Annotated in this window: 27 protein-coding genes; 11 read left to right on the top strand and 16 right to left on the bottom strand. The window is 59.0% G+C overall.

Features of this window, described 5'->3' with window-relative positions:
• Positions 1-40: 40 nt before the first annotated feature.
• From TRM7557_RS14750 to TRM7557_RS14730, 5 genes are all read right to left on the bottom strand, one after another.
• The gene (locus tag TRM7557_RS14750; RefSeq protein ID WP_058290983.1) at positions 41-1,417 is read right to left on the bottom strand and encodes a TRAP transporter large permease; all 1,377 of its coding nucleotides are present in this window, start codon (positions 1,415-1,417) and stop codon (positions 41-43) included.
• Positions 1,417-2,091 (bottom strand): TRAP transporter small permease, encoded by a 675-nt coding sequence (locus tag TRM7557_RS14745; protein ID WP_058290982.1) that lies wholly within the window; start codon positions 2,089-2,091, stop codon positions 1,417-1,419. Before TRM7557_RS14745 ends, TRM7557_RS14750 begins: the two co-directional genes overlap by 1 nt.
• Before the next feature lie 111 nt (positions 2,092-2,202).
• Positions 2,203-3,207: a DctP family TRAP transporter solute-binding subunit gene (locus TRM7557_RS14740; protein ID WP_058290981.1), complete on the bottom strand. Its 1,005-nt coding sequence runs from the start codon at positions 3,205-3,207 to the stop codon at positions 2,203-2,205.
• A 248-nt stretch (positions 3,208-3,455) separates the two neighbouring features.
• Complete coding sequence (locus TRM7557_RS14735; RefSeq protein WP_058290980.1) at positions 3,456-4,685, bottom strand: sigma-54-dependent transcriptional regulator; 1,230 nt, start codon at positions 4,683-4,685, stop codon at positions 3,456-3,458.
• Complete coding sequence (locus TRM7557_RS14730) at positions 4,682-6,457, bottom strand: sensor histidine kinase (RefSeq protein WP_058290979.1); 1,776 nt, start codon at positions 6,455-6,457, stop codon at positions 4,682-4,684. The genes TRM7557_RS14735 and TRM7557_RS14730 overlap by 4 nt, the downstream gene beginning before the upstream one ends.
• Positions 6,458-6,517: 60 nt before the next feature.
• Between TRM7557_RS14730 and TRM7557_RS14725 the strand changes: the two genes are divergently transcribed.
• On the top strand, positions 6,518-7,702 hold the full coding sequence (locus tag TRM7557_RS14725; RefSeq protein ID WP_058290978.1) for a cytochrome P450: 1,185 nt from the start codon (positions 6,518-6,520) through the stop codon (positions 7,700-7,702).
• A gap of 119 nt (positions 7,703-7,821) precedes the next feature.
• Here TRM7557_RS14725 and TRM7557_RS14720 read toward each other — a convergent pair whose 3' ends face one another.
• Positions 7,822-8,301: an Lrp/AsnC family transcriptional regulator gene (locus tag TRM7557_RS14720; RefSeq protein WP_058290977.1), complete on the bottom strand. Its 480-nt coding sequence runs from the start codon at positions 8,299-8,301 to the stop codon at positions 7,822-7,824.
• Between the two features lie 154 nt (positions 8,302-8,455).
• Between TRM7557_RS14720 and cobA the strand changes: the two genes are divergently transcribed.
• From cobA to TRM7557_RS14680, 8 genes are all read left to right on the top strand, one after another.
• Positions 8,456-9,262 carry a uroporphyrinogen-III C-methyltransferase gene (gene cobA, locus TRM7557_RS14715; RefSeq protein WP_058290976.1) on the top strand — a complete coding sequence of 269 codons (807 nt, stop codon included), beginning with the start codon at positions 8,456-8,458 and terminating at the stop codon, positions 9,260-9,262.
• Complete coding sequence (locus TRM7557_RS14710) at positions 9,262-9,570, top strand: DUF2849 domain-containing protein (RefSeq protein WP_058290975.1); 309 nt, start codon at positions 9,262-9,264, stop codon at positions 9,568-9,570. The genes cobA and TRM7557_RS14710 overlap by 1 nt, the downstream gene beginning before the upstream one ends.
• On the top strand, positions 9,563-11,230 hold the full coding sequence (locus tag TRM7557_RS14705; protein WP_058290974.1) for a nitrite/sulfite reductase: 1,668 nt from the start codon (positions 9,563-9,565) through the stop codon (positions 11,228-11,230). Before TRM7557_RS14710 ends, TRM7557_RS14705 begins: the two co-directional genes overlap by 8 nt.
• A 3-nt stretch (positions 11,231-11,233) precedes the next feature.
• On the top strand, positions 11,234-11,995 hold the full coding sequence (locus TRM7557_RS14700) for a phosphoadenylyl-sulfate reductase (protein WP_058290973.1): 762 nt from the start codon (positions 11,234-11,236) through the stop codon (positions 11,993-11,995).
• Between the two features lie 5 nt (positions 11,996-12,000).
• Positions 12,001-12,402 (top strand): DUF934 domain-containing protein, encoded by a 402-nt coding sequence (locus TRM7557_RS14695; protein ID WP_058290972.1) that lies wholly within the window; start codon positions 12,001-12,003, stop codon positions 12,400-12,402.
• Positions 12,403-12,553: 151 nt separating this feature from the next.
• Entirely contained in the window at positions 12,554-13,393 is an 840-nt protein-coding gene (locus tag TRM7557_RS14690; RefSeq protein ID WP_058290971.1) for a ferredoxin--NADP reductase, read from the top strand.
• 147 nt (positions 13,394-13,540) lie between these two features.
• Complete coding sequence (locus TRM7557_RS14685) at positions 13,541-13,891, top strand: helix-turn-helix transcriptional regulator (protein WP_058290970.1); 351 nt, start codon at positions 13,541-13,543, stop codon at positions 13,889-13,891.
• Positions 13,892-13,958: 67 nt separating this feature from the next.
• The gene (locus tag TRM7557_RS14680) at positions 13,959-14,348 is read left to right on the top strand and encodes a VOC family protein (RefSeq protein ID WP_058290969.1); all 390 of its coding nucleotides are present in this window, start codon (positions 13,959-13,961) and stop codon (positions 14,346-14,348) included.
• Here the strand turns inward: TRM7557_RS14680 and TRM7557_RS14675 are convergent, their stop codons facing one another.
• A complete protein-coding gene (locus TRM7557_RS14675; protein ID WP_058290968.1) occupies positions 14,349-15,029 on the bottom strand; it encodes a GntR family transcriptional regulator in 681 nt (226 codons plus the stop codon).
• A 144-nt stretch (positions 15,030-15,173) separates the two neighbouring features.
• Between TRM7557_RS14675 and TRM7557_RS14670 the strand changes: the two genes are divergently transcribed.
• Complete coding sequence (locus tag TRM7557_RS14670) at positions 15,174-16,193, top strand: Ldh family oxidoreductase (RefSeq protein ID WP_058290967.1); 1,020 nt, start codon at positions 15,174-15,176, stop codon at positions 16,191-16,193.
• 28 nt (positions 16,194-16,221) lie between these two features.
• On the opposite strand, the gene TRM7557_RS14665 is transcribed toward TRM7557_RS14670, so the two are convergent.
• The 9 genes from TRM7557_RS14665 to TRM7557_RS14625 all read right to left on the bottom strand — a co-directional run bounded on the left by TRM7557_RS14665 (position 16,222) and on the right by TRM7557_RS14625 (position 24,226).
• The gene (locus tag TRM7557_RS14665) at positions 16,222-17,460 is read right to left on the bottom strand and encodes an NAD(P)/FAD-dependent oxidoreductase (protein ID WP_058290966.1); all 1,239 of its coding nucleotides are present in this window, start codon (positions 17,458-17,460) and stop codon (positions 16,222-16,224) included.
• Between the two features lie 49 nt (positions 17,461-17,509).
• Positions 17,510-18,448: a 4-hydroxyproline epimerase gene (locus TRM7557_RS14660; protein WP_058290965.1), complete on the bottom strand. Its 939-nt coding sequence runs from the start codon at positions 18,446-18,448 to the stop codon at positions 17,510-17,512.
• Complete coding sequence (locus TRM7557_RS14655; protein WP_058290964.1) at positions 18,439-19,398, bottom strand: dihydrodipicolinate synthase family protein; 960 nt, start codon at positions 19,396-19,398, stop codon at positions 18,439-18,441. Before TRM7557_RS14655 ends, TRM7557_RS14660 begins: the two co-directional genes overlap by 10 nt.
• Positions 19,399-19,648: 250 nt before the next feature.
• Positions 19,649-21,382 carry a SulP family inorganic anion transporter gene (locus TRM7557_RS14650; protein ID WP_058290963.1) on the bottom strand — a complete coding sequence of 578 codons (1,734 nt, stop codon included), beginning with the start codon at positions 21,380-21,382 and terminating at the stop codon, positions 19,649-19,651.
• A gap of 96 nt (positions 21,383-21,478) precedes the next feature.
• Entirely contained in the window at positions 21,479-22,342 is an 864-nt protein-coding gene (locus TRM7557_RS14645; RefSeq protein ID WP_058290962.1) for an MBL fold metallo-hydrolase, read from the bottom strand.
• A gap of 31 nt (positions 22,343-22,373) precedes the next feature.
• A complete protein-coding gene (locus TRM7557_RS14640) occupies positions 22,374-22,805 on the bottom strand; it encodes a DUF6691 family protein (RefSeq protein ID WP_058290961.1) in 432 nt (143 codons plus the stop codon).
• 4 nt (positions 22,806-22,809) lie between these two features.
• Positions 22,810-23,241, bottom strand: a complete 432-nt coding sequence (locus tag TRM7557_RS14635) for a YeeE/YedE family protein (protein WP_058291067.1) — start codon at positions 23,239-23,241, stop codon at positions 22,810-22,812.
• Positions 23,242-23,245: 4 nt separating this feature from the next.
• Positions 23,246-23,458, bottom strand: coding sequence for a YgaP family membrane protein (locus TRM7557_RS14630; protein WP_058290960.1), 213 nt, complete (start codon positions 23,456-23,458; stop codon positions 23,246-23,248).
• A gap of 105 nt (positions 23,459-23,563) precedes the next feature.
• Positions 23,564-24,226 (bottom strand): Crp/Fnr family transcriptional regulator, encoded by a 663-nt coding sequence (locus tag TRM7557_RS14625; RefSeq protein WP_058290959.1) that lies wholly within the window; start codon positions 24,224-24,226, stop codon positions 23,564-23,566.
• Positions 24,227-24,663: 437 nt separating this feature from the next.
• Here TRM7557_RS14625 and TRM7557_RS14620 point away from each other — a divergent pair, with 437 nt between their 5' ends.
• The gene (locus TRM7557_RS14620; RefSeq protein ID WP_058290958.1) at positions 24,664-25,824 is read left to right on the top strand and encodes an S-(hydroxymethyl)glutathione dehydrogenase/class III alcohol dehydrogenase; all 1,161 of its coding nucleotides are present in this window, start codon (positions 24,664-24,666) and stop codon (positions 25,822-25,824) included.
• Positions 25,825-25,913: the final 89 nt, after the last annotated feature.

The raw sequence follows: 25,913 nt of genomic DNA, 5'->3' as shown, positions 1-25,913 counted from the left end.
GTTTTCTGCGGGGCGTTTTCTTTTGCAAGTGAGTGAGCACTTACTTGGTGATGATCTCCGGTCCCATAATCGCATTGGGCAATGCGGTCGACAGGAACGGCACATAGGTGATCAGGATCAGGAACACGAACAGAACCGCCAGGAAAGGAAGCGCTGCGCGCACCACGGACATCATTGGCATGCCCGCGACACCCGAGGTCACGAAAAGGTTCAGGCCAACCGGCGGGGTGATCATGCCGATCTCCATGTTGACAACCATGATGATGCCCAGATGGATCGGATCAATACCCAGCTCGATCGCAATCGGGAACACCAGCGGCGCCACGATCACCAGAAGCCCCGAAGGCTCCATGAACTGCCCGCCGATCAGCAGGATCACGTTCACCACCACAAGGAACATCACCGGACCAAAGCCAGCCGACAGCATCGCATTTGCAATATGCTGCGGGATTTGTTCGTCGGTCAGCACATGCTTCAGGATCAGCGCGTTGGCGATCACAAACAGCAGGGTCACGGTCAGCTTGCCAGCTTCAAACAAGGTGTGTTTGGTATCCGGGTGGATCAGCGCCGTGATAATCGCATGCGGCTTGCGCAACAGCGAAGTCTTCGGCGCGTCTTCACCATTGGAAAGCGGACCCATGTCTTTGTAGATAAAGGTCGCGATCACAAAAGCATAGACAGCCGCCACCGCTGCGGCCTCGGTCGGGGTGAAGATACCACCATAGATACCGCCAAGGATAATCACGATCAGGAACAGACCCCAGCCAGCTTCTTTGGCAGAGGCAAAGATCTCGCCCCACCCCTGCCATTCGCCTTTGGGCAGGTTCTTGACCTTGGCCATCACATAGATGGTGATCATCAGCATGATACCTGCCATCAGGCCCGGAATGACGCCCGCAAGGAACATCCGGCCCACCGACACCTCAACCGCGGCGGCATAAACGACCATCACAATGGACGGCGGGATCAGGATGCCCAGCGTACCTGCGTTACAGATCACGCCCGCCGCAAAATCCTTCGTGTAGCCCACCTGCCGCATGCCGGCGATCACAATGGTACCGATGGCAACAACTGTGGCAGGGGAGGAGCCGGACAGCGCCGCAAACAGCATACAGGCAAACACACCTGCAATCGCCAGACCACCCGGCAGGTGGCCTACACAGGCGATGGAGAAGCGGATGATCCGCCGCGCCACGCCCCCTGTCGTCATGAAGGATGACGCCAGGATAAAGAAGGGGATCGCCAGCAGGGTAAAGTGACCCTCAAAAGCCTGGAACAAGGTCCCGGCAACGGACGCCAAAGAGCTGTCAGAGAACAACAGCAGGAACAGGGTGGAGGACAGGCCAAGAGCCACCGCGATCGGAACGCCGATCAGCAAAAGGCCAATGACCAGGGCGAATAGAAGGACGACTTCCATTAGTCATGCTCTCCTTGCTGGGCGCGCACTTCGGCGAGCTCGTCTTCAACTTCGTGGCTGGCGACCAGACGGTCAGCATCGCCACGGGCAATCTGGATGGCAGCCTGAACAAAGCGGTAGACCAGCAGCAGCATGGACACCGGCAGCACCACATAGGGCACCACTTTCGGCAATTTCTCGTAAGAATCGCCATAGTTGATCAGGTCTTCAAGGAAGCGGAAGATACCCAGCATGGGAACGTCCTGCACCTCATAGAAGCTTTGGCTGCGCGCTTTGAGGTCCAACCCAGTGGGGAACCAGCGTCCCGAGGTCGGCGGCAGATCCGCAAAGACCGCCCAATAGTCATAAGCGCCTTTCAAAAGCAGCAGCGAGAACACGATGCAGCAGGCTGCGGCAAACAGGCTGACAATGCGGCGCACGCCTTCAGGCAGGATGTTCAAGATAACATCCACGCCCAGATGCGCATGTACCTTTACCGCGTAAGACGCGCCCAGCAGCACCAGCCAGGCAAACAGGAACACGGTCAGTTCAAGCGCCCAAAGGATGTTGGAATTCATAAAGCGTGCAATCACATTGGCAAAAGTGATTGCGGTCATAGCGCCGAGGATGGCTGCGATCAGCGTCTCCTCGAGCTTTGTGATCAGCCCGGATGGGCCGGTGGTTGCCCCCGACATGGTGTACTCCCCATTTTTCCGGAAAATGCGGCAGCTCCCCTGCCGTGAAGGTGCCGGGGCGGACGGATCCGCCCCGCGCAAGGTTAAGGGTCCATTCGGGGACCTTTGGGATTAGAAGCCTGCGTTGATGGACTGCGCCGCGTCGATCATGTCCTGACCAACGTCGCCTGCAAACTGCGCCCAAACCGGCTTCATCACGTCGACCCAAGCCTGACGCTGTTCGCCATCCAGAGTGCGCACGGTACCGCCTGCTTCAACAATCGCCGCTTTGGCATCATTGTTCACTTTGGTGGATTCCGCGTTCCGGGTTGCGGTGACTTCACCCAGAATGGTGGTGAACTGGTCACGCACAGCAGGGTCCAGGCTTTCCAGCCAGTCGATATTGGTCACAACCAGATAGTCGATGATGCCGTGGTCGGTTTCAGTGATCCCATCCTGCACCTCAAAGAACTTCTTGCCGTAGATATTGGACCAGGTGTTTTCCTGACCGTCGACAACGCCCTGCTGCAGCGCGCCGTAAACCTCGGAGAAGGCCATTTTCTGCGGCGAACCACCGATGGCTTCCATTTGAGCAACCAGCACGTCCGAGGACTGAACGCGGAACTTCAGGCCATTTGCGTCAGAGGGCGCAAGCAGCGGCTTGTTTGCAGACATCTGCTTCATGCCATTGTGCCAGTAGGCCAGACCCTGCAGGCCGCGGCGCTGCATGCTGTCCAGCATGGCTTGACCGTGCTCGGACCCCTGGAACGCATCCACCGCGTCGATGTTTTTGAACATGAACGGCAGGTCAAACAGGCGGAACTGCTTGGTGAACTTCTCGAACTTGGACAGCGAAGGGGCCGCCAGCTGCACGTCGCCTTGCAGCATCGCTTCGAGCACTTTGTTATCATCATACAGCGTGGAGTTCGGATAGACGACCATGCACATGGTGCCATCCATCTCTTCGTTGACGCGCTTTTCCAGCAGCGAGGCCGCAATGCCCTTCGGGTGCTTGTCGGTGTTGGTCACATGGCTGAACTTCACCACGATCTCGCCGTCTTGGCATGCCTCGGCAGAAGCAGCGCCAGCGGTCACAGTCAGAGCCAGCGCTGTGGCGGCTGCGGTAAACAGTTTCATGATTTCCTCCCAAGATAATCAGATGGGGGACAGGATCATGTCTGCTCTGTGCCTACTCAAGAGGCGATTCGAGAATCGCTCGGAAAATCCAAAAAAACATTACTTTTCAGACGCCTAAAACCGTGACCTTCGGAAGGCTTAAGCCCTTGGTGTCCGGCTTGTGCGAAATCCCGCACAGCTGTTACGCGGCATTGTGCGGAAATCCGCACAATCGTTAGCGCCGCAACACCGGCAGCTATGCGCCCAGATCAACGCCGATAGTCATCGGGACGAATCCCATAGCGCGCAAGCTTGTCATAGAAGGTCTTGCGCGGCAGCTTCAGCCCTTCGGCCGCGGCCGAGGCCTTGCCATTGTGCCGCCCAAGCGCCGCAATAAGAAGCGAACGTTCAACCTGTGCCATCTGTTCCGCGAGACCAAGGTTGCCGGCCTCAGTCACATCTTCAGGCATGCCCAGCACAAATCGCATGGCCGCCGACATCAGCGACCGCGCATTGCCCGGCCAGTCCTGCGCCATAAGACCGGCGAGTGTGTCCGGGCTTGGCTCTGGTGCCTCAATCCCGGCCTGTTCAGCCGCTTGGCTGACATAATGACGAAACAGCACTGGAATGTCCTCTGGCCGCTCCGCAAGCGACGGGATCCGCACGCGCATCACATCCAGCCGGTAAAACAGATCCGGCAAGAACGCGCCCTTCCCCGCAAGCTCGGACAAATCTGCCGTGCCGCCACAGACAATGCGGCAGGGGCTGTCGTGTTCCAGCAGCTCAAGCAGGGCATATTGCGAGGCCTCTGGCAGCGCTGAGGGCTCATCCAGATACAGGGTCCCGCCCTCAGCCCCCTGCGCAATCTCGGTCAAGGCCGCCGGGGTCAGCCCGGCACAGGGTCGTTTCACAAAAGGTCCCTGCGCGCGGTGCGACATAAGATGGATAACTTCGGCCACCTTGGTAAACCCACAGCCCGGCGGGCCAGCGATCAGCACCTCGGCCTCTGTTGGCGCAACAGACCGTGTGCGGTCACGCAAAGCATCCGCCTGCGGAGAGGTTCCAAAGAGGATCCGCGCAGCCGCATCGCCGCTTTCCAACTGGGTTTTGAGGCGACGGTTTTCCAGCACCAAGGTCCGCGTATGCAGCGCCCGGTCCAAAACCGAGGTCAGATGCGTCGGCGCGCAGGGTTTTTCAAGAAAGTCAAAAGCCCCCTGCCCCATCGCTTTGACGGCCATGGGAATATCCCCTTCGCCCGTCAGCAAGATCACCGGCAGCTCTGCATCAACGCCATGCGCATAATCCAGAAGATGGAAGCCATCGCGCCCCGGCATCCGCAAATCCGACAGGATCACCCCAGAGAAATCCGCAGTAATATGATCTTTGGCTGCAACAAAAGACCCTGCCGTAATGGCGTCAAAATCATTCAGATCGAGCGTTTGTCCCAGGGCTTCGCGCACCGCTGCGTCATCATCCACCAGCAAAACTTTGCGCGTCATTGCGGGTATTCCTCTTCTTTCCAGTCTTCCAGTTCCACGGCAAATTCAGCCCCCTGGGCCCCGTTTCGACCCCGGATATTGCCGCCGAAACTCTGCACAAGCCCATAGGATATCGACAGTCCCAGGCCCATCCCGTCCTCGCCATCGACAGCTCCGACCGCTTTGGTCGAATAGAACGGATCAAACACTTTTTCAGGCTCCTTCAAGCCCGGCCCGATGTCCGACACGGTGACCGCACGCCGCCCTGTGGCTTCGCCTTCTGCCGGGCCGATATGAATGCGAATCTCCCGGTTCTCTTGATCCAACATGGCATCCACCGCATTGTTGATCAGGTTCACCAGGACCTGCGTCAGGCGGACCTCACCGCCGCGTACATAAACCGTTCCCCGCGGCTGCGGAACCCAGTCCAGGCGCACCGAACATTCGCGCAGCCGCGCCTGCGTCAGCTCCACGGCATCCTCGACCACCTTCACCAGATCAACCCGCGACGACGGCTCCGCCTCATTGCGGGCAAAGGCCCGCAGGTTTTTAATTATCCGCCCCATACGCGTGGCCATGTCGGCAATCCGACCCAGATTCTCACCTGCGCGTTCGGGGCGCTCTCTGTCCAGAAAGGCGCGGCCGTTTTCAGCAAACTGCTGAATGGCCATCAAGGGCTGGTTCAGTTCGTGACTGATGCCCGCCGACATGCGCCCCAGCGCAGAAAGCTTATCTGCACGTACCAGATCCGCTTCAGCGCGGCGCAGCGCAGCCTCAGCCTCGGCGCGTTCATGGATCTCCCGCTTCAGCTGGTGGTTGGCCGCCGACAAATCGCGCGTGCGCCGCGCGACCCGCACTTCCAGCACCGCATTGGCCTCTGCCAGCGTGCGCCGCCGTTCTGCCGCGAGAAACAACATCATCGCCGAGGCCAACAGCACCGCGCCCATGCTCAGCGCCTGCAAGGTGGCAATGCGCCGGGCGGGCGCCACATCCACCAAAATGTCAGCGTGCATATCAATCGCCGCAATATCACGTCCAAGGTGCAACGCGCGCTTTGGCAGATAGGGGCTCCACCCCGGACGCCAGATTTCGTGCCCCAAAGCTTCACCGACTTCCAGACGCGGGGCCGCACTGGCTTCGGGCGCAATTCCGGGGCCAAATTCGCTGCGATACCAAAACAACAGCTCATAGCGGTTGGAAATAAACACCTGACCAGCGCGCGTTGTGAAATAGACCGCAGGCAAAGACCCCGGCCAAGTTTGCTCCAGATACTGCACGTCAGCAACAACAACCAGCGCACCGCGGACTTCGCCATCGAGGCCGAAATCAGGAGCCGCAAAAAAATACACCCGCGCGCCACTGTCCAGAACAGCCGGCGCCGCCCCTAAACCGCCTTGAACGGCGCGCTTAAAATATCTCTCCTCTGCCACCGAAGGGCCTGTCACGCCTTCGGCTGCCGCGAGCACCCGACCGTCGGCGTTGGCATAGAACACATCCATCGCACCAGTCTTATCCGCATATCCCCGCAACCGATCCGCCGCGATCTCGCGACCGGCGGGCGTCTTCAGACCGCGTAAAACCGGGTGGTCCGCGATCAGGACCGCCAACTCTCGATAGATCTGCAGCTGCGCTGACACCCGGTCCGACGCCAGCGCAAGGTCAGCCGCCCCCCGCTCTGCCAGAGATCCCAGAGCCTGACGGTAGGCCGAGGTCCACACCAAAGCCGAGATCACGCCGATCAGAACCAGGACCGCTGCGAGGAGGGCACTTCTTTTCACAAGAGTTCGCTTCATAGCGGCAACTTAGACCGAGCCCCCTTGCCAACACCAGAGCAGTCGGCAAAAGCTTGGCACATGAAGACCATTACGCAATCCCCGCTCGACCCGGCCTTTGTGCAGGATCCCTATCCGTTCTACGACCGCATCCGATCCGAGGCCCCCTTGGCCTATTGGGAGGATTTCAAAATGGTCGCCGCTTTCAGCGATCAGGCTGTGCACATGCTGCTGCGCGACCGCCGGTTTGGCCGGGAAGTGCCACAAGAGATGCAAAAACCGGGGCCAGAGCACCTCGCACCGTTCCTGCAGGTCGAAGCCCATTCGCTGCTGGATGCGGAACCCCCGCGCCATACCCGCCTGCGCAAGCTTGTCCTGCGCGCTTTCACCAGCCGCGAAATCAAAGCGCTGGCACCGGGGCTCGAAACTCTGTGCCACAGGCTCATTGAAGGCTTCCCCAAAGATGAACCCTTTGATCTGCTGGACACCTATTGTACCCAGGTCCCGGTGATCGCCATCTGCCGCCTGCTGGGCGTGCCCGAGGACATGGCGCCGCAGCTGTTAGAGTGGTCGCACAAAATGGTGGCCATGTATCAGGCTTCAAAAACCACCGAGACCGAACACGCCGCCGCCAAAGCCAGCGCCGAATTCATCGAATTTCTCACCGCTTATGTGGAAGAACGGCGCAAAACCCCCGGCGAGGATCTGATCACACGGCTTATTCAGGCCGAAGAAGATGGTGAAAGCCTCTCCACCGACGAATTGATAGGCACCTGTATTCTTCTCCTGAACGCTGGCCACGAGGCCACCGTGCATTCGCTTGGCAACGGGGTGAAAACAATGCTCCAACAGGGCTGGTCCAAAGATTGGCTGCAGCCTGATGGTATCGATCAACTGGTCGAAGAAATCCTGCGGTATGACCCGCCGCTACATCTGTTCACGCGCTATGCTTATGAAGAGGTCGAGGTCTTTGGCCATACCTTCCAAAGAGGCGATCTGGTTGCACTTTTGCTGGCAGCGGCCAACCGTGACCCTGCATCGGTGGCAAACCCGGCTGTGTTCGACCCGACGCGCCCGGCCAAGGTCAACAAAGCCTTTGGCGGCGGGATGCATTTCTGCGTTGGTGCCCCCTTGGCGCGGTTGGAAATGGCGATTGCGCTTCCGATCTTGTTCGAACGGTGCCCGCACCTAAAACTGGCCGAAACACCGGTATATTCAAACACCTATCACTTCCACGGCCTGACCCGTTTGCTGGTGTCTATGTAGACATTTTTTACGAGGCTCTGCCTCGCGCTCCGGAGTATTTTGGCCAAAAGAAGCCAGGCCGCGCGCCTGAGTTTCTTTTGGCTCGAAATACTCCGGGGGTTCGGGGGCAGCGCCCCCGTCTACTCGACCTCGATCTGGTCCAGCGGCAACAAAGTTGTCGACTTGATCTCTTCCATCGACAGCAGCGCGGTCACATTGTGCACGCGCACCTCGGAAATCAGCGCCTGATAGAATTTATCATAGGCCCGCGCGTTCTTCACCCGCACCTTTAGAATGTAGTCAATGTCGCCCGCCAAGCGATGCGCTTCCTGCACCTCGGGTCGCTCCTGCAGCGCTTTGAGGAACTTCGCCTGCCAGCTGGCCTCATGTTCTGAGGTGCGGATCAGAACAAAGAAACACGCCTCAAACCCCAGTTCTTCGGCGTCAAGGATCATGGTCTGGCGCCCCACGACTCCGGCATCGCGTAATTTGCGGATCCGGTTCCATACAGGGGTCTTGGAACTGCCCACTTGGCGTGCAATTTCATCCAAGGATTGGCCTGCATCCCGCTGCAGCTCTGCCAGAATTTTCTTGTCGGTCGCGTCTATCCGCACTGTCATTCCAAAAAACTCCGCGCATTAGGATTTTCTGACTTATGGGGCACGCCGGGAGGAACAATCATCCTTATTTCCCCGCGCATATGGTGTCTGAGAGGAAATATTTCCTATATTCCACCACAAGTCAAACACCCAAGCTATCGCCAGAGGAAACCAAATGACCTACGCAAATGACCACACTGCCCTGCCCCGCACCAAAGGTGCCGTGCTGCGTGCAGGCGAGGTCTGTTTTGCAGGCTCTGGTCCGGGCGATGCAGATCTGCTGACGATCAAGGTTCTGAAAGCCCTGCAGGAAGCCGATGTGATCCTTTATGACCGCTTGGTCTCGGATGAGATTATGGCGCTGGCGGGTGAACAGGCGCTTCTTGAGGACGTCGGCAAAGAAGGCTTCGGCCCGCAAATGTCGCAGGAAGAGATCTGCTCGCGCCTTGTGGCCCACGCATTGAAGGGCCGCAAGGTTCTGCGTCTGAAGTCCGGCGACCCAACCGTTTTTGGCCGTCTGGACGAAGAACTGGTTGCAGTGGAAGAAGCCGGTCTTGCTTATCAGGTCTTTCCGGGGATCACTTCGGCCTCGGCCGCGGTTGCCTCGATCGGTCAGAGCCTGACGCAGCGCGGTCGCAATTCCTCCGTTCGGTTTCTGACCGGGCATGACACCAAAGGTTTTGCCGATCACGACTGGGCCCAGCTGGCCCGCGCCGGTGAAGTTGCCGCCATCTATATGGGCAAGAAATCCGCCCGTTTCATCCAAGGCCGCCTGCTCATGCATGGCGCGGCCACCGACACACCGGTGACCCTGGTGGAGAACGCCTCGCGCGCCAATCAGCGCGTAATCGCCACCACCCTTGCCACCCTCGCTGACGATCTTGCCGCGGCCCAGTTGACCGGCCCGGCACTCACCTTTATTGGGCTCGCACCGCGCGCAAGCGCCGCCGCCCTTGAGACTTTGAAAATGGAGCTTGCCTGATGCCCCGCGCATTTACCCCCAAAGTGGTCACTGCCAACCACCTGCTGGAAGGCGATGTGATTTACCTGAAGGCCGACAACAGCTGGACCCGCGAGCTGGCTGAGGCCGAGCTGATCACCGATGAAGCCGACGCCCAGCTGCGTCTGCTGGAAGCGGAAAGCCAGAAAGACGTCACCGTCGGTGCCTATCTCGCCGATGCCAAAGCCGGAGAGAACGGCCCAGAGCCTACGCATTTCCGCGAAGAATTCCGTCGCACCGGACCCTCGAACTATCGCCACGGCAAACAGGAGGCCGAAGCCAATGTATAAGTATAACGACTTCGACCACGCCTTTCTGGCCGAGCGCAACCGCCAGTTCCGCGCGCAAGTAGAGCGCCGCATCGACGGTCAACTGACCGAGGATGAATTCAAACCGCTGCGCCTGATGAATGGCCTGTATCTGCAGCTGCACGCCTATATGCTGCGGGTTGCGATCCCCTATGGCACCCTGAACGCGGACCAGATGCGCACACTCGCTCTGCTGGCCGAGAAATGGGACAAGGGCTATGGCCACTTCACCACCCGCCAGAACATCCAGTACAACTGGCCAAAGCTACAGGACGTGCCGGACATGCTGGACGCGCTGGCGAAGGTCAACATGCACGCCATCCAGACTTCCGGGAACACCATCCGCAACGTGACCGCGGACCATTTCGCCGGTGCTGCCGCTGATGAGATCGAAGATCCGCGCCCGATTGCGGAACTGATCCGCCAGTGGACCACGGACCACCCGGAATTCCAATTCATGGGCCGCAAGTTCAAAATCGCAGTGTCTGCAAGCGCCGCGGACCGTGCGGTTCTGAAAGCCCACGATCTGGCGGTTCGCATTGTGAAGAACGATGACGATGTGATCGGCTATCAGGTTCTGGTGGGCGGCGGCCTTGGCCGGACCCCGATGATCGGCAAAGTGTTGAACGACTTTGTCGCGCAGGATGATCTCCTGCCCTACATCGAATCTGTTGTGTCTGTCTGGAACCAGATCGGCCGTCGCGACAACAAATATAAGGCGCGCATCAAGATCACCGTGCACGAGCATGGCATCGACGAGATCCGCCGCCTGACCGACGAGCGTTTCGCGCTGGTGCGTCCGACCTTTGGCGGTGCTGACAAGGCCCTGTTTGAGGACATCAAAGCGCATTTTGCATCGCCCGACTTCCGCACCGGCACCACCGAGGCGTTTGACGCGGCTTATGAGGCCGACCCGGTCTTCCGCGCCTGGGCCGACACCAACCTGGCCGAGCACCGCGCCGAGGGTCACGCGATCGCGACCATCTCGATCAAGAAACACGGTGCAACCCCGGGTGACGCAACCGCCGAGCAGATGCGCGAAATGGCCTCTATTGCCGAGGACCTCGCCTATGGTGAGCTGCGCATCAGCCACGAGCAGAACGTGATCCTGCCGCATGTCCATAAAAACGACCTGCCCGCGATCCACGCGCGTCTGAAAGCGGCTGATCTGGCAACCGCCAACATTGGTCTGATCTCGGACATTATTGCCTGCCCTGGCATGGACTACTGTGCGCTGGCCACCGCGCGATCGATCCAGGTCGCTGAAACCATTGCCACCCGCTTTGACGAACTGAAGTTGGAGCATGACATTGGTCACCTGCAGATCAAGATCTCGGGCTGCATCAACGCATGTGGTCACCACCACGTGGGCCACATCGGCATCCTTGGTCTGGATCGTGCGGGCGTTGAGAACTACCAGATCACGCTGGGCGGCGACGCAACCGAAACCGCCGAGATCGGCACCCGCACCGGACCCGGCTTTGCCTATGACGAGATTGTCCCGGCAATCGAGCGTATCGTGCACGCCTATCTGGAGATCCGCGCGCATTCCGAGGAAACCTTCCTCGAAACCTACCGCCGCGTTGGCATGGAGCCGTTCAAAGCAGCACTCTACCCGCCTGCCGAAGCGAAAGTGGCCTGACCCATGGTAAGCTTGGATCAGGACACAAAAGGACAGGACGTCGATCCTGTTCTCGCCGACAAGGTGGCGGCGCTGAACGCGCGCTATAAACACCACTCGGCGACCTCTGTGATGGAGGCCGCCTTGAAAGACGATCTTTTGGGATCTGGTCGGATTGCCCTGGTCTCAAGCTTTGGTGCCGAATCTGTGGTGCTGCTGCATATGGCAGCGCTTGCGGATAAGATGACACCGGTGCTGTTTGTCGACACCGAGCTGCTGTTCACCGAAACGCTGGTCTACCAGCAGGAGGTGAGCGAGCGTCTGGGTCTGCGCAATGTGCAGGTGGTTCGCGCCGCCGACATTGCCGAAAAAGACCCCTATGGCGCGCTGCGGTTCTCCAGCACGGATGCCTGCTGTGACCTGCGCAAAACGCAGCCGCTGCAAAAGGCGCTGAATGGGTTTGACGGTTGGATCACCGGCCGCAAACGCTTTCAGGCCGGCTCTCGTGCGGCGCTCGAGTTTTTCGAGGTCGAAGAGGGCACCGGACGCATCAAGGTCAACCCGCTGGCCCATTGGGCGCCCGAAGATGTGCGCGCCTATATGACTGAAAACCGCCTGCCGCGTCACCCGCTGGTGGCCAAGGGCTATCCTTCGATCGGCTGTGCCCCCTGCACCAGCCCGGTCAAGGAAGGCGAAGATCCCCGCGCCGGCCGTTGGCGCGATCAGAACAAAGAAGAATGCGGCATCCACGTGGTGGATGGCAAATTCGTACGCACAGGAGCGTAATCGAGATGACTGTTATCGTGACAGACGCGGGCTTTGGCCCCGACACCTGGGAAGGCGGCTTTGAAGGCGCCAATGTGCTGGATCTGGCCTCTGACGTCGATCCCACCACGCTGGGCGACCAGCTGGACGGCGTGGAGATGATCCGCGTGGACTTCCCGTCTTTTGCCAATGGCCGTGGTTTCACCATCGCCCGCACCCTGCGCCTGATGGGCTTCACTGGCCGTCTGCGCGCCAAGGGCCATGTGATTTCCGACCAATACGCCATGGCGCGCCGCGTCGGCTTTGACGAGGTGGAAATCTCGGACGAACTGGCCGCCCGCCAGCCCGAAGGCGAGTGGAAATTCCGCGCCAACTGGCAGAGCCACAACTACCAAGCGCGCGTTCGCGCGACATCAAACGCTGCATAAGCAAGCTTTGAACGAAATATTTTGACCAATTGGTTAAAAAAATGACGGCGCGACTTGACACAAATCAGGGCGCGCTGTTGATCTTCATTCGAACCTAAATCAAAGGCCTTGAGGCTCCTCCCAAAGGCCACCTAGCAAACGAGAGTGCCCCGTGACTGAAGCCGCTGTTGCCCCCAAGGCCACCCCTACCCTGCCCGATGCCCAGACCGTAACCGAGGTCAAACATTGGACGGACCGTCTGTTTTCCTTCAAAGTGTCGCGCCCTGCGTCCCTGCGTTTCCGCTCGGGCGAGTTTGTGATGATCGGCCTGATGGGCGACGTGAACGAAAAGACCGGCAAAGCCAAGCCGATCATGCGCGCCTATTCCATTGCCTCCCCGTCCTGGGCCGAGGAAATGGAATTTTATTCGATCAAGGTCGAAGACGGCCCGCTGACCTCGCGCCTGCAGCATATTGAGCCCGGTGATGAAATCATCCTGCGCCCCAAACCCGTTGGCACGCTGGTGCATGACGCGCTGGTGCCCGGCAAGCGCATCTGGTTCTTCGCCACCGGCACCGGCTTTGCGCCGTTTGCCTCCCTGCTGCGCGAACCGGAAACCTACGAGAAATTCGACGAGGTCATCATCACCCACACCTGCCGCGAAGCAGGCGAGCTGACCTATGGCCGCGAGCTGATCGAGAGCCTGAAGGACGACGAGCTTCTGAACGAGGTGATCGGCGAAGGCTTCTGGAAGAAGATCAAATACTACCCGACCACCACCCGCGAAGAGAGCGCCAAGATGGGCCGCATCACTGACCTGATGAAGTCCGGCGAAGCCTTCAAGGATCTGGGCGTCGCGCCGATGAACCCCGAAGAAGACCGCGCCATGATCTGCGGCAACCTGGCGTTCAACCTCGAACTGAAAGACATGTTCGAGAACACCTATGGCCTGGAAGAAGGCGCAAACTCCAAGCCCGCGCATTTCGTCGTGGAAAAGGCGTTCCTGGACTAAGGTCCACACACAGCAAGCACAAAAAGCCGGGCGCATCAGCGACCCGGCTTTTTTGTTTACTGGGCCCAAACTACGTGCCGCGTTCAAAGACTTGACTGCCAAAAATCCGTGGGTTGTGCTGTTCGCGTTCATCAATTGAGGCATTTCATGACTAACTTTGATCCAGTGACCAGGAAAGCCGTAGCGGACCGTCTGCGTTCCGTTCGCGTTTCGCATGACAAGTCCAAAGCCGATTTCGCAGAAAGCCTTGGGATTTCGCCACAAGCTTACGGCGCATTTGAAAACACAACGAGAGACCTTTCATTGATCGCGGCGAAAAGGCTGCGTGAGAGATATAACGTGTCCTTAGACTACTTGTACTATGGCGCAGAGCCAGCAAATGGGCCTGCCATGAACCTAACTGCAAAGTTGGATCCCAATCTTGTCGACTACCTATCCAAGAAATCTACACCTGCGCAGAAACAGCTTTTGGCCGCCTTGGAAGCATTGAACTCATGACAAGAAAACTTGTCAGCGATTCCACGCATTTGCCATAGTCAAAGAGAATAACTCAGGAGGTCGCGCCATGACCACCATCAGTCACCTCACCCTTGGCACCAATGACGTCCCCCGTGCGGCGCGGTTTTATGATGCGGTGCTGGGGCTTTTGGGGTTCACGCGGCTTGACAAACCGGCGGATTTCCCGCTGGCCTATGCCAAGGACGGCGGGCCGACGATTTTTGTCTATCTGCCCTTGGATGAAAACCCCGCAACTGTCGGCAACGGCAGCCATATTGCCTTTATCGCTGACAGCCGCGAGATCGTGCATCAGTTCCATGACACAGCCCTGGCGCAGGGCGGCAGCTGCGAAGGCCCGCCCGGCCCGCGCCCCCATTACGGCGAAAACTACTACGCGGCTTACGTGCGCGACCCCGATGGCAACAAGCTGCAGGCTGTCTGCTACGCTGAGGGCTGATCAGTCGCCCATCTGGCTGCGCTGTTTGGCGACCAGTTCCAGAAGCGCGTCTCTGGTGCGCAGGATATGGCGTTCGAGCAGAGCGCCTGCGCCCGCCACATCGCCCTGCTGCGCTAGATCCAGCAACTTGCGGTGTTCCTCGCGCGCTGGGTCACGTTGTTTCATGACACTCAGGTGGATCCGCACATAACGGTCGGACTGCAACGCAATGCGGATCAGCACATCGTCGGTCAGCCGGCGGTTGGCAGCGCGGTAAAGCGCGGTGTGATAATCATGGTTGAGCTGCCCCCAGCGCGCCACATCATTGGCCGCGTAAGAGACCTCCATCTCTGCCAGCAGCTCTTCGCAGCGCATAAAATCTGTCGCGGTCATATTCGGAATGGCACGGCGGAACAGATCCACTTCGATCAGAGCCCGCAGGTCAAAAATCTCGCCAATCTCGTTCAGCGAATGTTTCACAACAGACCCGCCGCGATTGGTTTCCCAGGACAAAAGCCCTTCTGCATTCAGACGTTTCAGGGCCTCGCGGACGGGCATGCGAGAGACGCCGTATTCTTCGGCCAGCACCTCCTGTTGGATCGCGGCCCCCTCGGGGATCTCGCCGCTCAGGATACGTTCCCGAAGGTCATTTGCGATAATTTCGGGTAAGCTTTGCTTTTGCACCAGTCGCCTGCCTGCCATGGCAATCCCTTTCGTTGGATATTGGATGCAAACTAGCGCAAACTGCGGTCAGATACCATTTAGGATGCGCAAAACCGCGCCGTTTCTGCGTAGCCCAGCGCAGTGGCTCCACGCCCCTGAACGGCTTTGGCCAAAGGAGATTTTATGACGCAGATCCGACGTATGCCTTTGTCTGAAATCAAGGACCTGAGCCTGTCTGTCCTGGCCCACGCAGGCTACGGGGCCGCACATGCGGAGGCCATCACGGACACGCTTTATGCGTGCCAGCTGGACGACTGCCAATCCCACGGTCTGTTCCGCCTGTTCATGTGTTGCCAGACCATGCGCAGCGAGGCCATAGACGGCGACGTTCAGCCCGTGGTGCAGCCATCAGACGGTGCGGTTGTGCGAGCGGATGCCCGCGGCGGCATGTCCCTGCTGGCCTTTGATCAGGCTGCTCCGCTGTTGATTGAAAAGACGCGCCACTATGGTATCGCCGCATTGGCGATCAACAACTGCTACCATTTTTCTGCGCTCTGGCCAGAGGTTGAACGGCTGTCCGCTGCCGGTCTTGCAGGGCTTGCTATGGTGCCCAGTCACGCTTGGGGCGCGCCCGCCGGGGGCACCCGCGGCAGCCTGGGGACCAACCCGCTGGCGTTTTCCTGGCCCCGGGCGGGCAAGGATCCTTTCACCTTTGACTTTGCCACCAGCGGCTTTGCGCGCGGAGAGATCGAGCTTTACAAACGGGCCGGGAAGCCGCTGCCCGAAGGTGTCGCGATCGACAAGGACGGCCAGCCAACGACGGACCCGCAAGCCGCGTTGGATGGCGCTATGCTGACCTTCGGTGGCTACAAAGGGTCCGCATTGTCGATCATGATCGAGTTGTTGGCAGGTCCGCTGATCGATGACCTGACCAGTCTTGAGAGCATGGAGATCGCAAAAGGTGCTGGCGCAGCCCCGTATCATGGGGAGATGATACTCGCCTTTGATCCCGACCACTTCAGTGGCGGGCGCGTGGCAGACAATGATGCGCGCGCCGAACGGTTGTTCGCCGATATTCTGGATCAAGGCGCACGGCTGCCCTCGCAACGCCGATTTGCCGCGCGGCGGCGCAATCTGGCACGCGGCTATGTCGAGATTTCCGAAGGGCTGTATCAGGACCTGCGCGCGCTGCTGCAGTCCTGACCGCCCTGTCTTCAACAGCAGACCCGCTCTAAAACCGATCTGCTCTGAAAGGCGCGAGAGAAATTTCTGTCGGCTTGTCTTCAACAAGATCCCCGACAAGCTCTGCTGTGGCCGCAGATTGGGTCAGGCCAAGATGCCCGTGACCAAAGGCGTAGATCACATGTGGGGTCTGCGTGGCCGGACCAATGACCGGTAGCGTATCCGGCAGCGAAGGGCGAAACCCCATCCACTGGCGCCCTCCACCGGTGTCCAGCCCCGGCAGGAACAGCGCTGCTTTTTGCAACAACGCCTCGGCGCGCCGGTAATTTGGCGGCAGGTGAAGCCCGCCCAGTTCCACTGCGCCGCCAACCCGCACGCCACCATTGATCCGTGTCACCACAAAGCCGTGGTTGGCAAAGGTCAAATGCGTCCGGACGTCAAACGCGCCGATCGGCAATGTGGTGTTGTATCCGCGTTCTGTCTCTAACGGGATTTTGTCGCCCAGCGCCTTGGCCAAATGATGCGACCATGCCCCAGCCGCCAGCACAACTTTGGATACCCGGATGTCTCCGCCCCTGTGGGTCACCTTAACGGCCTCTCCCGTTGGTTGCAGATGTATCACGTCCTCTCGAAGGATCCGTCCCCCCGCCGCCTCAAAGACATGCGCAAGATGGTCGACCCAGCGTTTCGGGTCCGTGGTGTTCATCCAGTCCGGGGTGAAGCCCGCATGGGTAAACCGACGGTCAAGACCGGGCTGGATCTCAGCAATCTGTTCCGGACGTTGCAACAGGTCAAACCGGATCCCCTGCGCACGGCGCATGTCCCAGCCAGCCAGGCTGGTGTTGAACTGCCCCTCCCCTTCATAAAGCTGTAACTGCCCATCCCGCTGGATCAGCGCCTCGCCTTTTGTATCAGCGATCTGGCGTTCCAGCGCCGCACGGGCCAACTGCATCAGACTGCTTTGCGCCGCGACAGAGGCCATGTAGCGATCTTTCCAACTGGCCCGCCACAACCGCAGCAGCCACGGGGCAATCTGCAGCGCATAGCGCGGCGGCACCGACAACGGGCCAAGCGGATCCAGCAGCCATCCCGGCGCTTTGCGCAGGATCCCCGGAGAGGCCAACGGCATCACATCTGTAAAGGCAAAAGCCCCGGCATTGCCCTGCGATGTTTCTGCTGCAACGCCCTTGCGATCCAGAACCGTCACCTCATGCCCCAAACGCCGCAGCCTGAGCGCAACGCTGATGCCGATCACCCCGGCACCAATCACGACGATATGAGTCTGCATGCGCTCTGCCCGTTCTGTTGAAACCTAATTTCCCGGGGCGCCGATACCGTCAGGGACGGAAAGTAATCCCCTTTTGGAACGGATCCTCCGGTGAAAAAATCAAAGTGCTCTCCGCCATCACATGCGCCGCTCCGGTGAGCGTCGGAACCACACCGCCCCCCGATCCTGGCACGTAGGACACACGGTACGCGCTGCCGATCACGCTTTCCAAGACAATCTCTTCTTCGGGGCGCAACTGACCGGCGGCCGCGAGACAGGCCACAAAAGCAGAGCTGCCCGTCCCACAGGGCGAGCGGTCATATTCGTCGTCCGGACTCAGCACGAAGTTGCGGCGCAGGGCCCCCTTGTTTGCAGACATGCCGCTTAGGATCACATGGTCCACCGGCTGTGCCTCCGGCCCCTCAACGCGCTGCGCATGGCAAGCTGCACGGATCGCAATGGACAGTGCTGTCAGTGCCTCAAGGTTCTGTGGCCCTATGTCCTGATCCAACACATCGGTGATAAAAAACCAGTTCCCGCCATAGGCAAGATCGCCGCGGACCCTGCCATGACCGGGAACCTCCAAGGCCACATCCCGTTGCAGACAGTGGCTTTCCACATTGGTGACCGAAACCGAATGGGTGCTGTGCAACTCCGCGCGTACAACCCCGGCCGGGGTTTCAATCTGATGGGTCCCATGTGAAATTTTACCCAAATGGGCCAATGTGACCACCAGACCAATTGTGCCATGGCCACACATCCCAAGAACCGCAGAAGCATCAAAATAAATGACCCCCGTGGCGGAATTTTGGTCTTTGGGCTCTACCAGAAGGGCGGCAACCATGCCCGGTTGGCCGCGTGGCTCCAGAAGCACCGCATTGCAGAAGTCCTGATGATCTCTGGCCAGCAGCTTTGCCTGCTCTGCCAGCGACCCGTGGCCCAAATCCGGACCTCCGCTCAGGATGACACGCGTTGGCATCCCGCCTGTATGGCTGTCGACTACATGCATTCGGCGATGATCCCTCCTTGTTTGGACCAGCTCTGAAACCACTTTCGGAACAGCTGATACTGTGTTTCGCAGTAGGTCCGTTGGGCGTCACTCAGCGCGTCAGTTTCGTTGAAATGCAGGCGGTATTCGTCTTCGCCATTCAGAACCAGAAGATGCTTGTAGTACAGCACAAGATCAGGGCCTTCATCAAAACTTGCCAGGACCCCGAAAGCCGCGTCGAGTTCACAGGCCCTCTGGCGGGCTTCGGCATGTCCCTCGGCCGCCTTTTTGGAGAGGGCGGCCAGCAGCAGTGCCTCTTTTGGCAGCGCGGTGCCAATTCCTGTGATGCAGCCGGTTGCACCACAATTGACAAAGCCATGATAGACTGCGGTGTCGACCCCGACCATCAAGGTCACATTATTGTCCTGACTGGTGATATGTTCCGCCGCATAACGCAGCGCCTCGCGACCGCCAAATTCTTTGAAGCCCACCAAATTCCGATGTTCGGCGCGCAGGGTAAAGAACAGCTCTGAATCTGTGGCAAAGCCGTACACCGGACTGTTGTAAATGATCGCAGGCACGTCAGGCGCGGCATCAAGGATGGCTTTGAAATGGCTGCGCTGCGCGGCTCTGGAGGATCCACGCGACAAAACCCGGGGGATCACCATCAACCCCGCCGCACCGACTTCCTGGGCATGGGCCGCATGGGCGACCGCGGACTTGGTGTTGATCGCGCCCGTGCCAACAACAACCGGCAGCCCCGCGGCGACCAGACGTTCGACACCGGTCCTGCGCTCCGCATCCGTGAGCAGCGGCCAATCCCCCATGGATCCGCAATACACAACCGCCGACATACCTGCTGCGATCATCTCTTGGCCCTTTTTGACCAGCGCATCAAAGTCCGGGCTTCGATCCGGACGACATGGGGTCATCAACGCGGGCATGGTGCCTGTAAAAAGAGTTTGGGACATGAAAGCTCCTGTCTGAACACGCGGGACGGATGACGCAAAATGCAAAGCAGGAAGGCAGCGGGATCTTGGGCCCACCGCATTTGCACTCTTCACTTCGGATATTGGATCCAACATCCACTTACGTCAATCACCCAGACACTGCCCCCATCAGCCGTTAATGAAATCCAGACGCATTTGCCCCTGCTTTGCGCCCAATGCTGAATTCCTGTGCCATCCGGCCATTGTGGCCTTGCGCAGCGGCGGTTGGCTTTCATTCAGCCGCGCGAGGGGCGGGTTTGGGCTGGAGATGGGTCCAGGCATCAAACTGGGACAGGAACACCTGCCCATTCAAGTGTTCGAGGAAATGCGACCGCCCCAGACGATCCATCACGGGACCTTTGACTTCGGACAGGTGCAGCCCAACCCCCATGTCCAAAAGGCGCGCATTGATGGCTTCAAGGCTCTCTAAGGCTGAATAATCCACCGCATTGACGGCAGAGAACATCAAGACCACATCCCGCACCTCGCACCCTTCGGTCACGCGCGCCTGGATCAGATCCTCGAGGAAACGTGCGTTTACAAAGTAAAGGCTTTCATCAACGCGCAGGGTCACGAGGGTCGGTGCGGTTTCCACATTATGCCGGTTGATATTGCGGAAATGCTGCGTGCCCGGAACCAAGCCGACCTCGGCCACATGCGGGCGGGATGTTTTGTACAGGTGCAGCAGCACCGAGATCGCCACGCCGCTTGCCACACCGACCTCGACGCCAAGACTTAAGGTCAGCAGAATTGTAGCTGCAACCGCCACGAAATCGGCAAGGGAATAGCTCCATGTCTTTTTCAGGATCGAAAGATCAACCAAAGACAGCACCGCCACAATAATCGTCGCGGCAAGCGTGGCTTTGGGCAGAAAGAACACCAGCGGGGTCAGGGCAACAGCGGCAACCGCCAGACCAAAGGCTGTGAAAATCCCGGCCGCCGGGGTTTGTGCGCCCGCGTCGAAATTCACCATCGACCGAGAAAACCCGCCGGTGACAGGAAAGCCCCCTGTAAACGCCGCGCCCAGATTGGCTGCGCCCAGACCAATCAGTTCCTGATCCGGATCGATCCGCTGTCGCTTTTTTGCCGCCAAAGTCTGGGCAACAGAAACGCTTTCGACAAAGCCAATAATGGAGATCAAAATGGCAGGCACAAGCAGGGCCTCGACCAGATCCCATGACAGTCCGGGCAGCGTAAAGGGGGGGAGGCTTTGCGGCACCTCGCCAACAATACGCACGCCCTGTTCTGCCAGCCCCAGCCCCCAAACCGCGAACGTCGTTGCCAGAACTGCTAAAACAGGACCACCTTTTGACAGAAGATCCATCAGCAAGGGTCCGCTGCCCAGACGGCTTAGAAGCGGCTTCAGATTGCCGCGCACCCAGAACAGAAAGGCGGTGGTCGCCACGCCGATGACAAGGGTGATCCAGTTCAGCTCTGGCAGGTGTGCAAACAACGACCAGAGCATTTCCGGCAAGGTGTGCCCCTGCGCGTTGACGCCCAAGATGTGTTTCATCTGACTGGTGGCGATCAAAATGCCGGACGCGGTGATAAACCCTGCAATGACCGGGTGGCTTAGAAAATTGGCCAGCATCCCCAGTCGGAACACCCCCAAGAGGACCAGGAAACCGCCGGATAAAAAGGCCAGCGTCAAGGCAGCCACTGCATAGCCAGCGGTGCCCTGCTCTGCCACTTGGCCTATGGCGGATGCGGTCAGCAGCGACACAACCGCCACCGGCCCCACGGCCAAAGCGCGACTGGTGCCAAACATCGCATAAAGCACAATCGGCGCAATGGAGGCATAGATCCCCGTCTCGGGCGGCAACCCCGCAAGCAGCGCATAGGCCAGCGACTGCGGGATCAACATGATGGTCACGACCACGGCTGCAACCAGATCATTCGTCAATGCTGCACGACTATAGGTTCTGCCCCAGTGCAAAATGGGCAGGAAGGATCTGAATTGGCTCATGATTTCTGTGATATCAGCAAGAGTATGGGCCCGCCAATGGCGACGCCTCAAAAAGGTTTACCACGCGCATTGCGCTGCGCAGGCCGGGCAGCCGGGCTAGAGACCATTGATCGGCACCTTGAGCATGGGCCGCCCGTCGGGATCGGTCGGCACCTCTCCGGCCCGCATGTTCACCTGCAGCGACGGGATGATCAACTTTGGCATATCAAGCTGCGCGTCCCGTTCGGTGCGGAACCTGATGAAGTCTTCGCGCGAAATACCGTGGCCCACGTGGATATTATGCGCCTTCTCCTCCGCCACTGTGGTTTCCCACTGAATGTCCCGCCCTCCGGGGCCGTAGTCGTGGCACATGAACAGGCGCATTGCCTCCGGCAGGGCCAGTACCTTTTGGATGCTGTCGTAAAGAACACCCGCATCACCGCCCGGAAAATCCGCTCGGGCAGATCCCCCGTCAGGCATAAACAACGTATCCCCCACAAAGGCCGCATCGCCCATGACATGAACCATGCAGGCCGGCGTGTGGCCGGGCGTATACATGGCAAAAGCCTGCATATTGCCGATGTGATAGATGTCGCCATCTTCAAACAACGCATCAAACTGCGAGCCGTCACGCTGGAAAGCAGTGCCTTCATTGAACACTTTGCCAAAGGTGTCCTGAACCACGGTGATCTTGGCACCGACCCCGATCTTTCCGCCCAAACGGGCCTGAATATAGGGGGCAGCACTCAGGTGGTCTGCGTGGACATGGGTCTCGATGATCCACTCCAGACGCAGGCCCTGCTTGGTGATCTGCTGGATAAGCATGTCGGCGTGATCAAATGTGATCCGACCCGCCGCATAGTCAATGTCCATGACACTGTCGACAACGGCGCAGGCCGGGCTGCTTGGATCTTTGACAATATAGCTGATTGTATGAGTGGCGGCATCAAAGAAGGCCTGCACCTCGGGGGTCACATTCATTTGCACAGGATATGTCACGGTCGCTGTCTCCTTACCCAGTGGTCTGCGGATTAAGCCGGGCGTCCAGAATGCGGCGCAGGCCAAATCCCACCGCAACCGCTGCCAGAAACAGCACAACCTCCCAACGGCCGGTGCCAAGCGCAGGAATGGCTGCCCCCGGACAGAACCCGGCAATGCCCCAGCCAATGCCGAACAAAGCCGCCCCCCCGATCAGACGCCGGTCGATGGTTGTGGTGGTCGGCACCTGAAACCGATCCGCAAACAGCGGGGCTGGACGCCGCCACACCAGTCGATAGCCCGTGTAGGTGACCATCAGAGCCCCGCCCATCACAAAGGCAAGGCTTGGATCCCAGGTTCCGGCAAGATCAAAGAAATTGAGAACCTTCGCCGGATCCATCATGCCAGAAACCGCGATCCCTACGCCAAAGACAAGACCCGCAAACAAAGCGAACAAGAGTTTCATAGGCTTAGCCTCCGATCACATGACGAATGAGGAACACGGTCACTGCCGCCGTTGCCATAAACACCGGCACAGCCACCGCCGACCTCAGCGACAGCCGCGACAGGCCACAGACGCCATGTCCAGAGGTACAGCCCGACCCAAGGCTTGCGCCCAGACCAACAATCACTCCGCCAACCACAATCATCAGCGGGCTCACCGGCACGGTTATCTCGGGCCGCGCGCCGGTCACGACAAAGATCAGGCCGGGCGCCAGGACCATGCCCAGGACCATCGCCGCGCGCCAGGTGAACTCATCAGTGCGCTCTGGGAAAATCATTCCAGACAGAATGCCCGTCGCACCTAGAATGCGGCCAAGGCCCAGCATTAACAAAACGGCCCCCAGGCCGATCGCAAGCCCACCCCCAAAAGACGCAACAGGGGAAAATACAGTTTCCATCATCTTAACTCCGGCAGGTTTTGAACCCAAAGATCGTATAGATCGGACAGACGCGTGTTGCCGATACAACAATCATCACAAGGCCTACAACAAGCGCGCCATACTTCAACACGCCGCCGTCAAAGGCTGGCAAGCCACTGAACAAGGCAAGGTAAAACAGACCAACGCCCAAAGCGGCGCGGAACAGGCGGTCAAGGGTTCCAACATTGGTGGACATTGGGCTTCTCCTTCATGCGGTTTGAAAAAAAGATAGCCCGCCTCGCGCGCGGGGTCGGTGACATTGTCACCCAACTCAAAAATTCTGATAAAGTCCGCCCGCCAATTATGTGCTGGTTGCCAACCGTCGCAAAGCGGCCTTATCCGTCAGCACAACGCGGCCACGGGATTGCGCGATCATCTGGCGTTTTTGAAAGTCAGAGAGCACGCGGCTCACCACTTCGCGCGCCGTTCCCAGTTCGTGGGCCAGTTGCTGGTGGGTCACCGAAATCTCTTTCCGGTCGTTGGCCAGCGTCAACAAACGATCTGCGAGACGCACATCCATATGGCCAAAGGCCACATCATCGACGACCCGCAACAGGTCAATCAACCGCCGGGAATAGGCCGCAAAAACAAAGTTTCGAAAGGCCCCTTCCTCTGCCACCAACTGATCAAACGCGGGCTTTGGCAGGACAATCGCAGTTATGTCGGTTTCTGCAAAACCCTCGGCGTTATAGGCCTCCTCCGCGAGCATACAGGCCGTGGTCAAAACACAGCTTTCTCCGGCATCCACACGATACAGAACAATCTCTCGCCCACCGTCAGAATGCTGCGACACCCGGATACGGCCGTCGTACAGAAAAAACAGGCTGTCCGGCACATTGGCGGGACCAAAGACCTGCGCCCCTTCTTGCAGATGGACCACCCGCGCAACCTTGATCAAACGGTCGCGCACAGCGCGTGGCAGGGCGGCCGTGCCTTGGAAACGTTCGGTCCAATCGTCGATCATTTTACCGCGTTTTCATCGCATGCTGCACCGTGGCAGTCTGGGTCACACATCCCGATTACGCGACGCATGCGCAAAGATCAAAGCCCATTGCCAGAGAACACGCCTTCGATTGGGCCTGTGATCTCGTTTACGGTTGCACCGGTATCCAAAGGCGTAAGGCCTTGGTCCGGTTCTCAATTCTAGCGTCCTCACCTTCACATTTCTGCCAGCACTGCCTGCCCAGGTCTCGATACAAATCAAGGCCTCTCCAAAGCCGTGATGGATCGCTGTTGCTGCCCTTATCGCCGAGGCGCAATTGCAGGTTTTGCCGTGCCCATTTTGCCTTTTCCCTGCTCTTGACGCAAAGGGCCTCCAATACGACGCAAAAGCAAGTTGCGAAACGTTATATCATTGCATTACGGGTTTTCTGATCAGAATTCGCTCAGGAGCATTCAGAGATGAAAACCCGTGCCGCCATTGCCTGGGAAGCAGGCCGTCCGCTCGAGATCGAGGAACTGGACCTCGAAGGCCCCAAGGACGGTGAAGTCCTTGTTCGCATTGTCACCACAAGCCTTTGCCATACCGATGTTTTCACCCTGTCCGGTCAGGACCCCGAGGGCCTGTTCCCTTGCGTTTTGGGCCACGAGGGCTGCGGTATTGTCGAGGAAGTCGGCCGTGGCGTGACCTCGGTTCAGCCGGGTGACCACGTGATCCCGCTTTATATTCCTGAGGATCCGAACTGCCGCTACATCCAGTCCGGCAAGACCAACCTGTGTCAGACCATCCGCGAAACCCAAGGTCGCGGCGTGATGCCCGATGGCACCTCGCGCTTCTCTTACAAGGGCAAGCCGATCCTGCACTACATGGGCACATCGACCTTCTCGGAGTACACCGTTCTGCCGGAAATCTCCGTCGCAAAAATCTCCAAGGACGCGCCGCTGTCCAAAGCCTCTGTCATGGGCTGCGCGGTTCCCACCGGCATGGGTGCTGTGCGCAACACCGCTAAGATCGAGCCGGGTTCCACCGTGGCTGTTTTTGGTCTGGGTGCGGTTGGCATGGCCGTTATTCAGGGTGCCGTCATGAACGGCGCGTCGCGCATTATTGGTGTCGACATCAACCCCGAGAAATTCTTGCTCGCCAAAGCACTGGGGGCCACCGAATGTGTGAACCCCAAAGACTTTGAGCAGCCGATCCAAGAAGTTCTGGTAGAGATGACCGGCGGCGGTCTCGACTACACCTTTGAGGCGGTTGGCAATGTGGATCTGATGCGGGCTGCGCTCGAGTCCTGCCACAAGGGTTGGGGCGAATCCACCGTGATTGGTGTGGCTGGCGCTGGTCAGGAAATCGCAACCCGTCCGTTCCAGCTGGTCACCGGTCGTGTCTGGCGCGGTACCGCCTTTGGCGGCGTCAAAGGCCGGAGCGAACTGCCGGGCATGGTCGATGAATGGATGCGCGGTGACTTCTCGGTTGATCCGTACATCACCCACCACATGAACCACGACAATATCAACACTGCCTTTGATCTGCTGAAAGCGGGCAAGTCGATCCGCTCTGTGATCCACTTCCGCCCGGAAGAGACCATGGTTGGTGACGATCTGCCGGGTGAAATCATCCTGTAATCCGGACAAAAGCCTTGAACCTTTGCCCCGTCCGCAGCCCTGCGGGCGGGGTTTTTCGGTGGCTAAAGACGCGTATTGCGCACGAAGGA

It is taken from the genome of Tritonibacter multivorans (genome assembly GCF_001458415.1).
GTDB classification, from domain to species: Bacteria; Pseudomonadota; Alphaproteobacteria; order Rhodobacterales; family Rhodobacteraceae; genus Epibacterium; species Epibacterium multivorans.
Note: the sequence above shows the minus strand (reverse complement) of the source record. Positions and strands in the feature narration are given on the sequence as shown.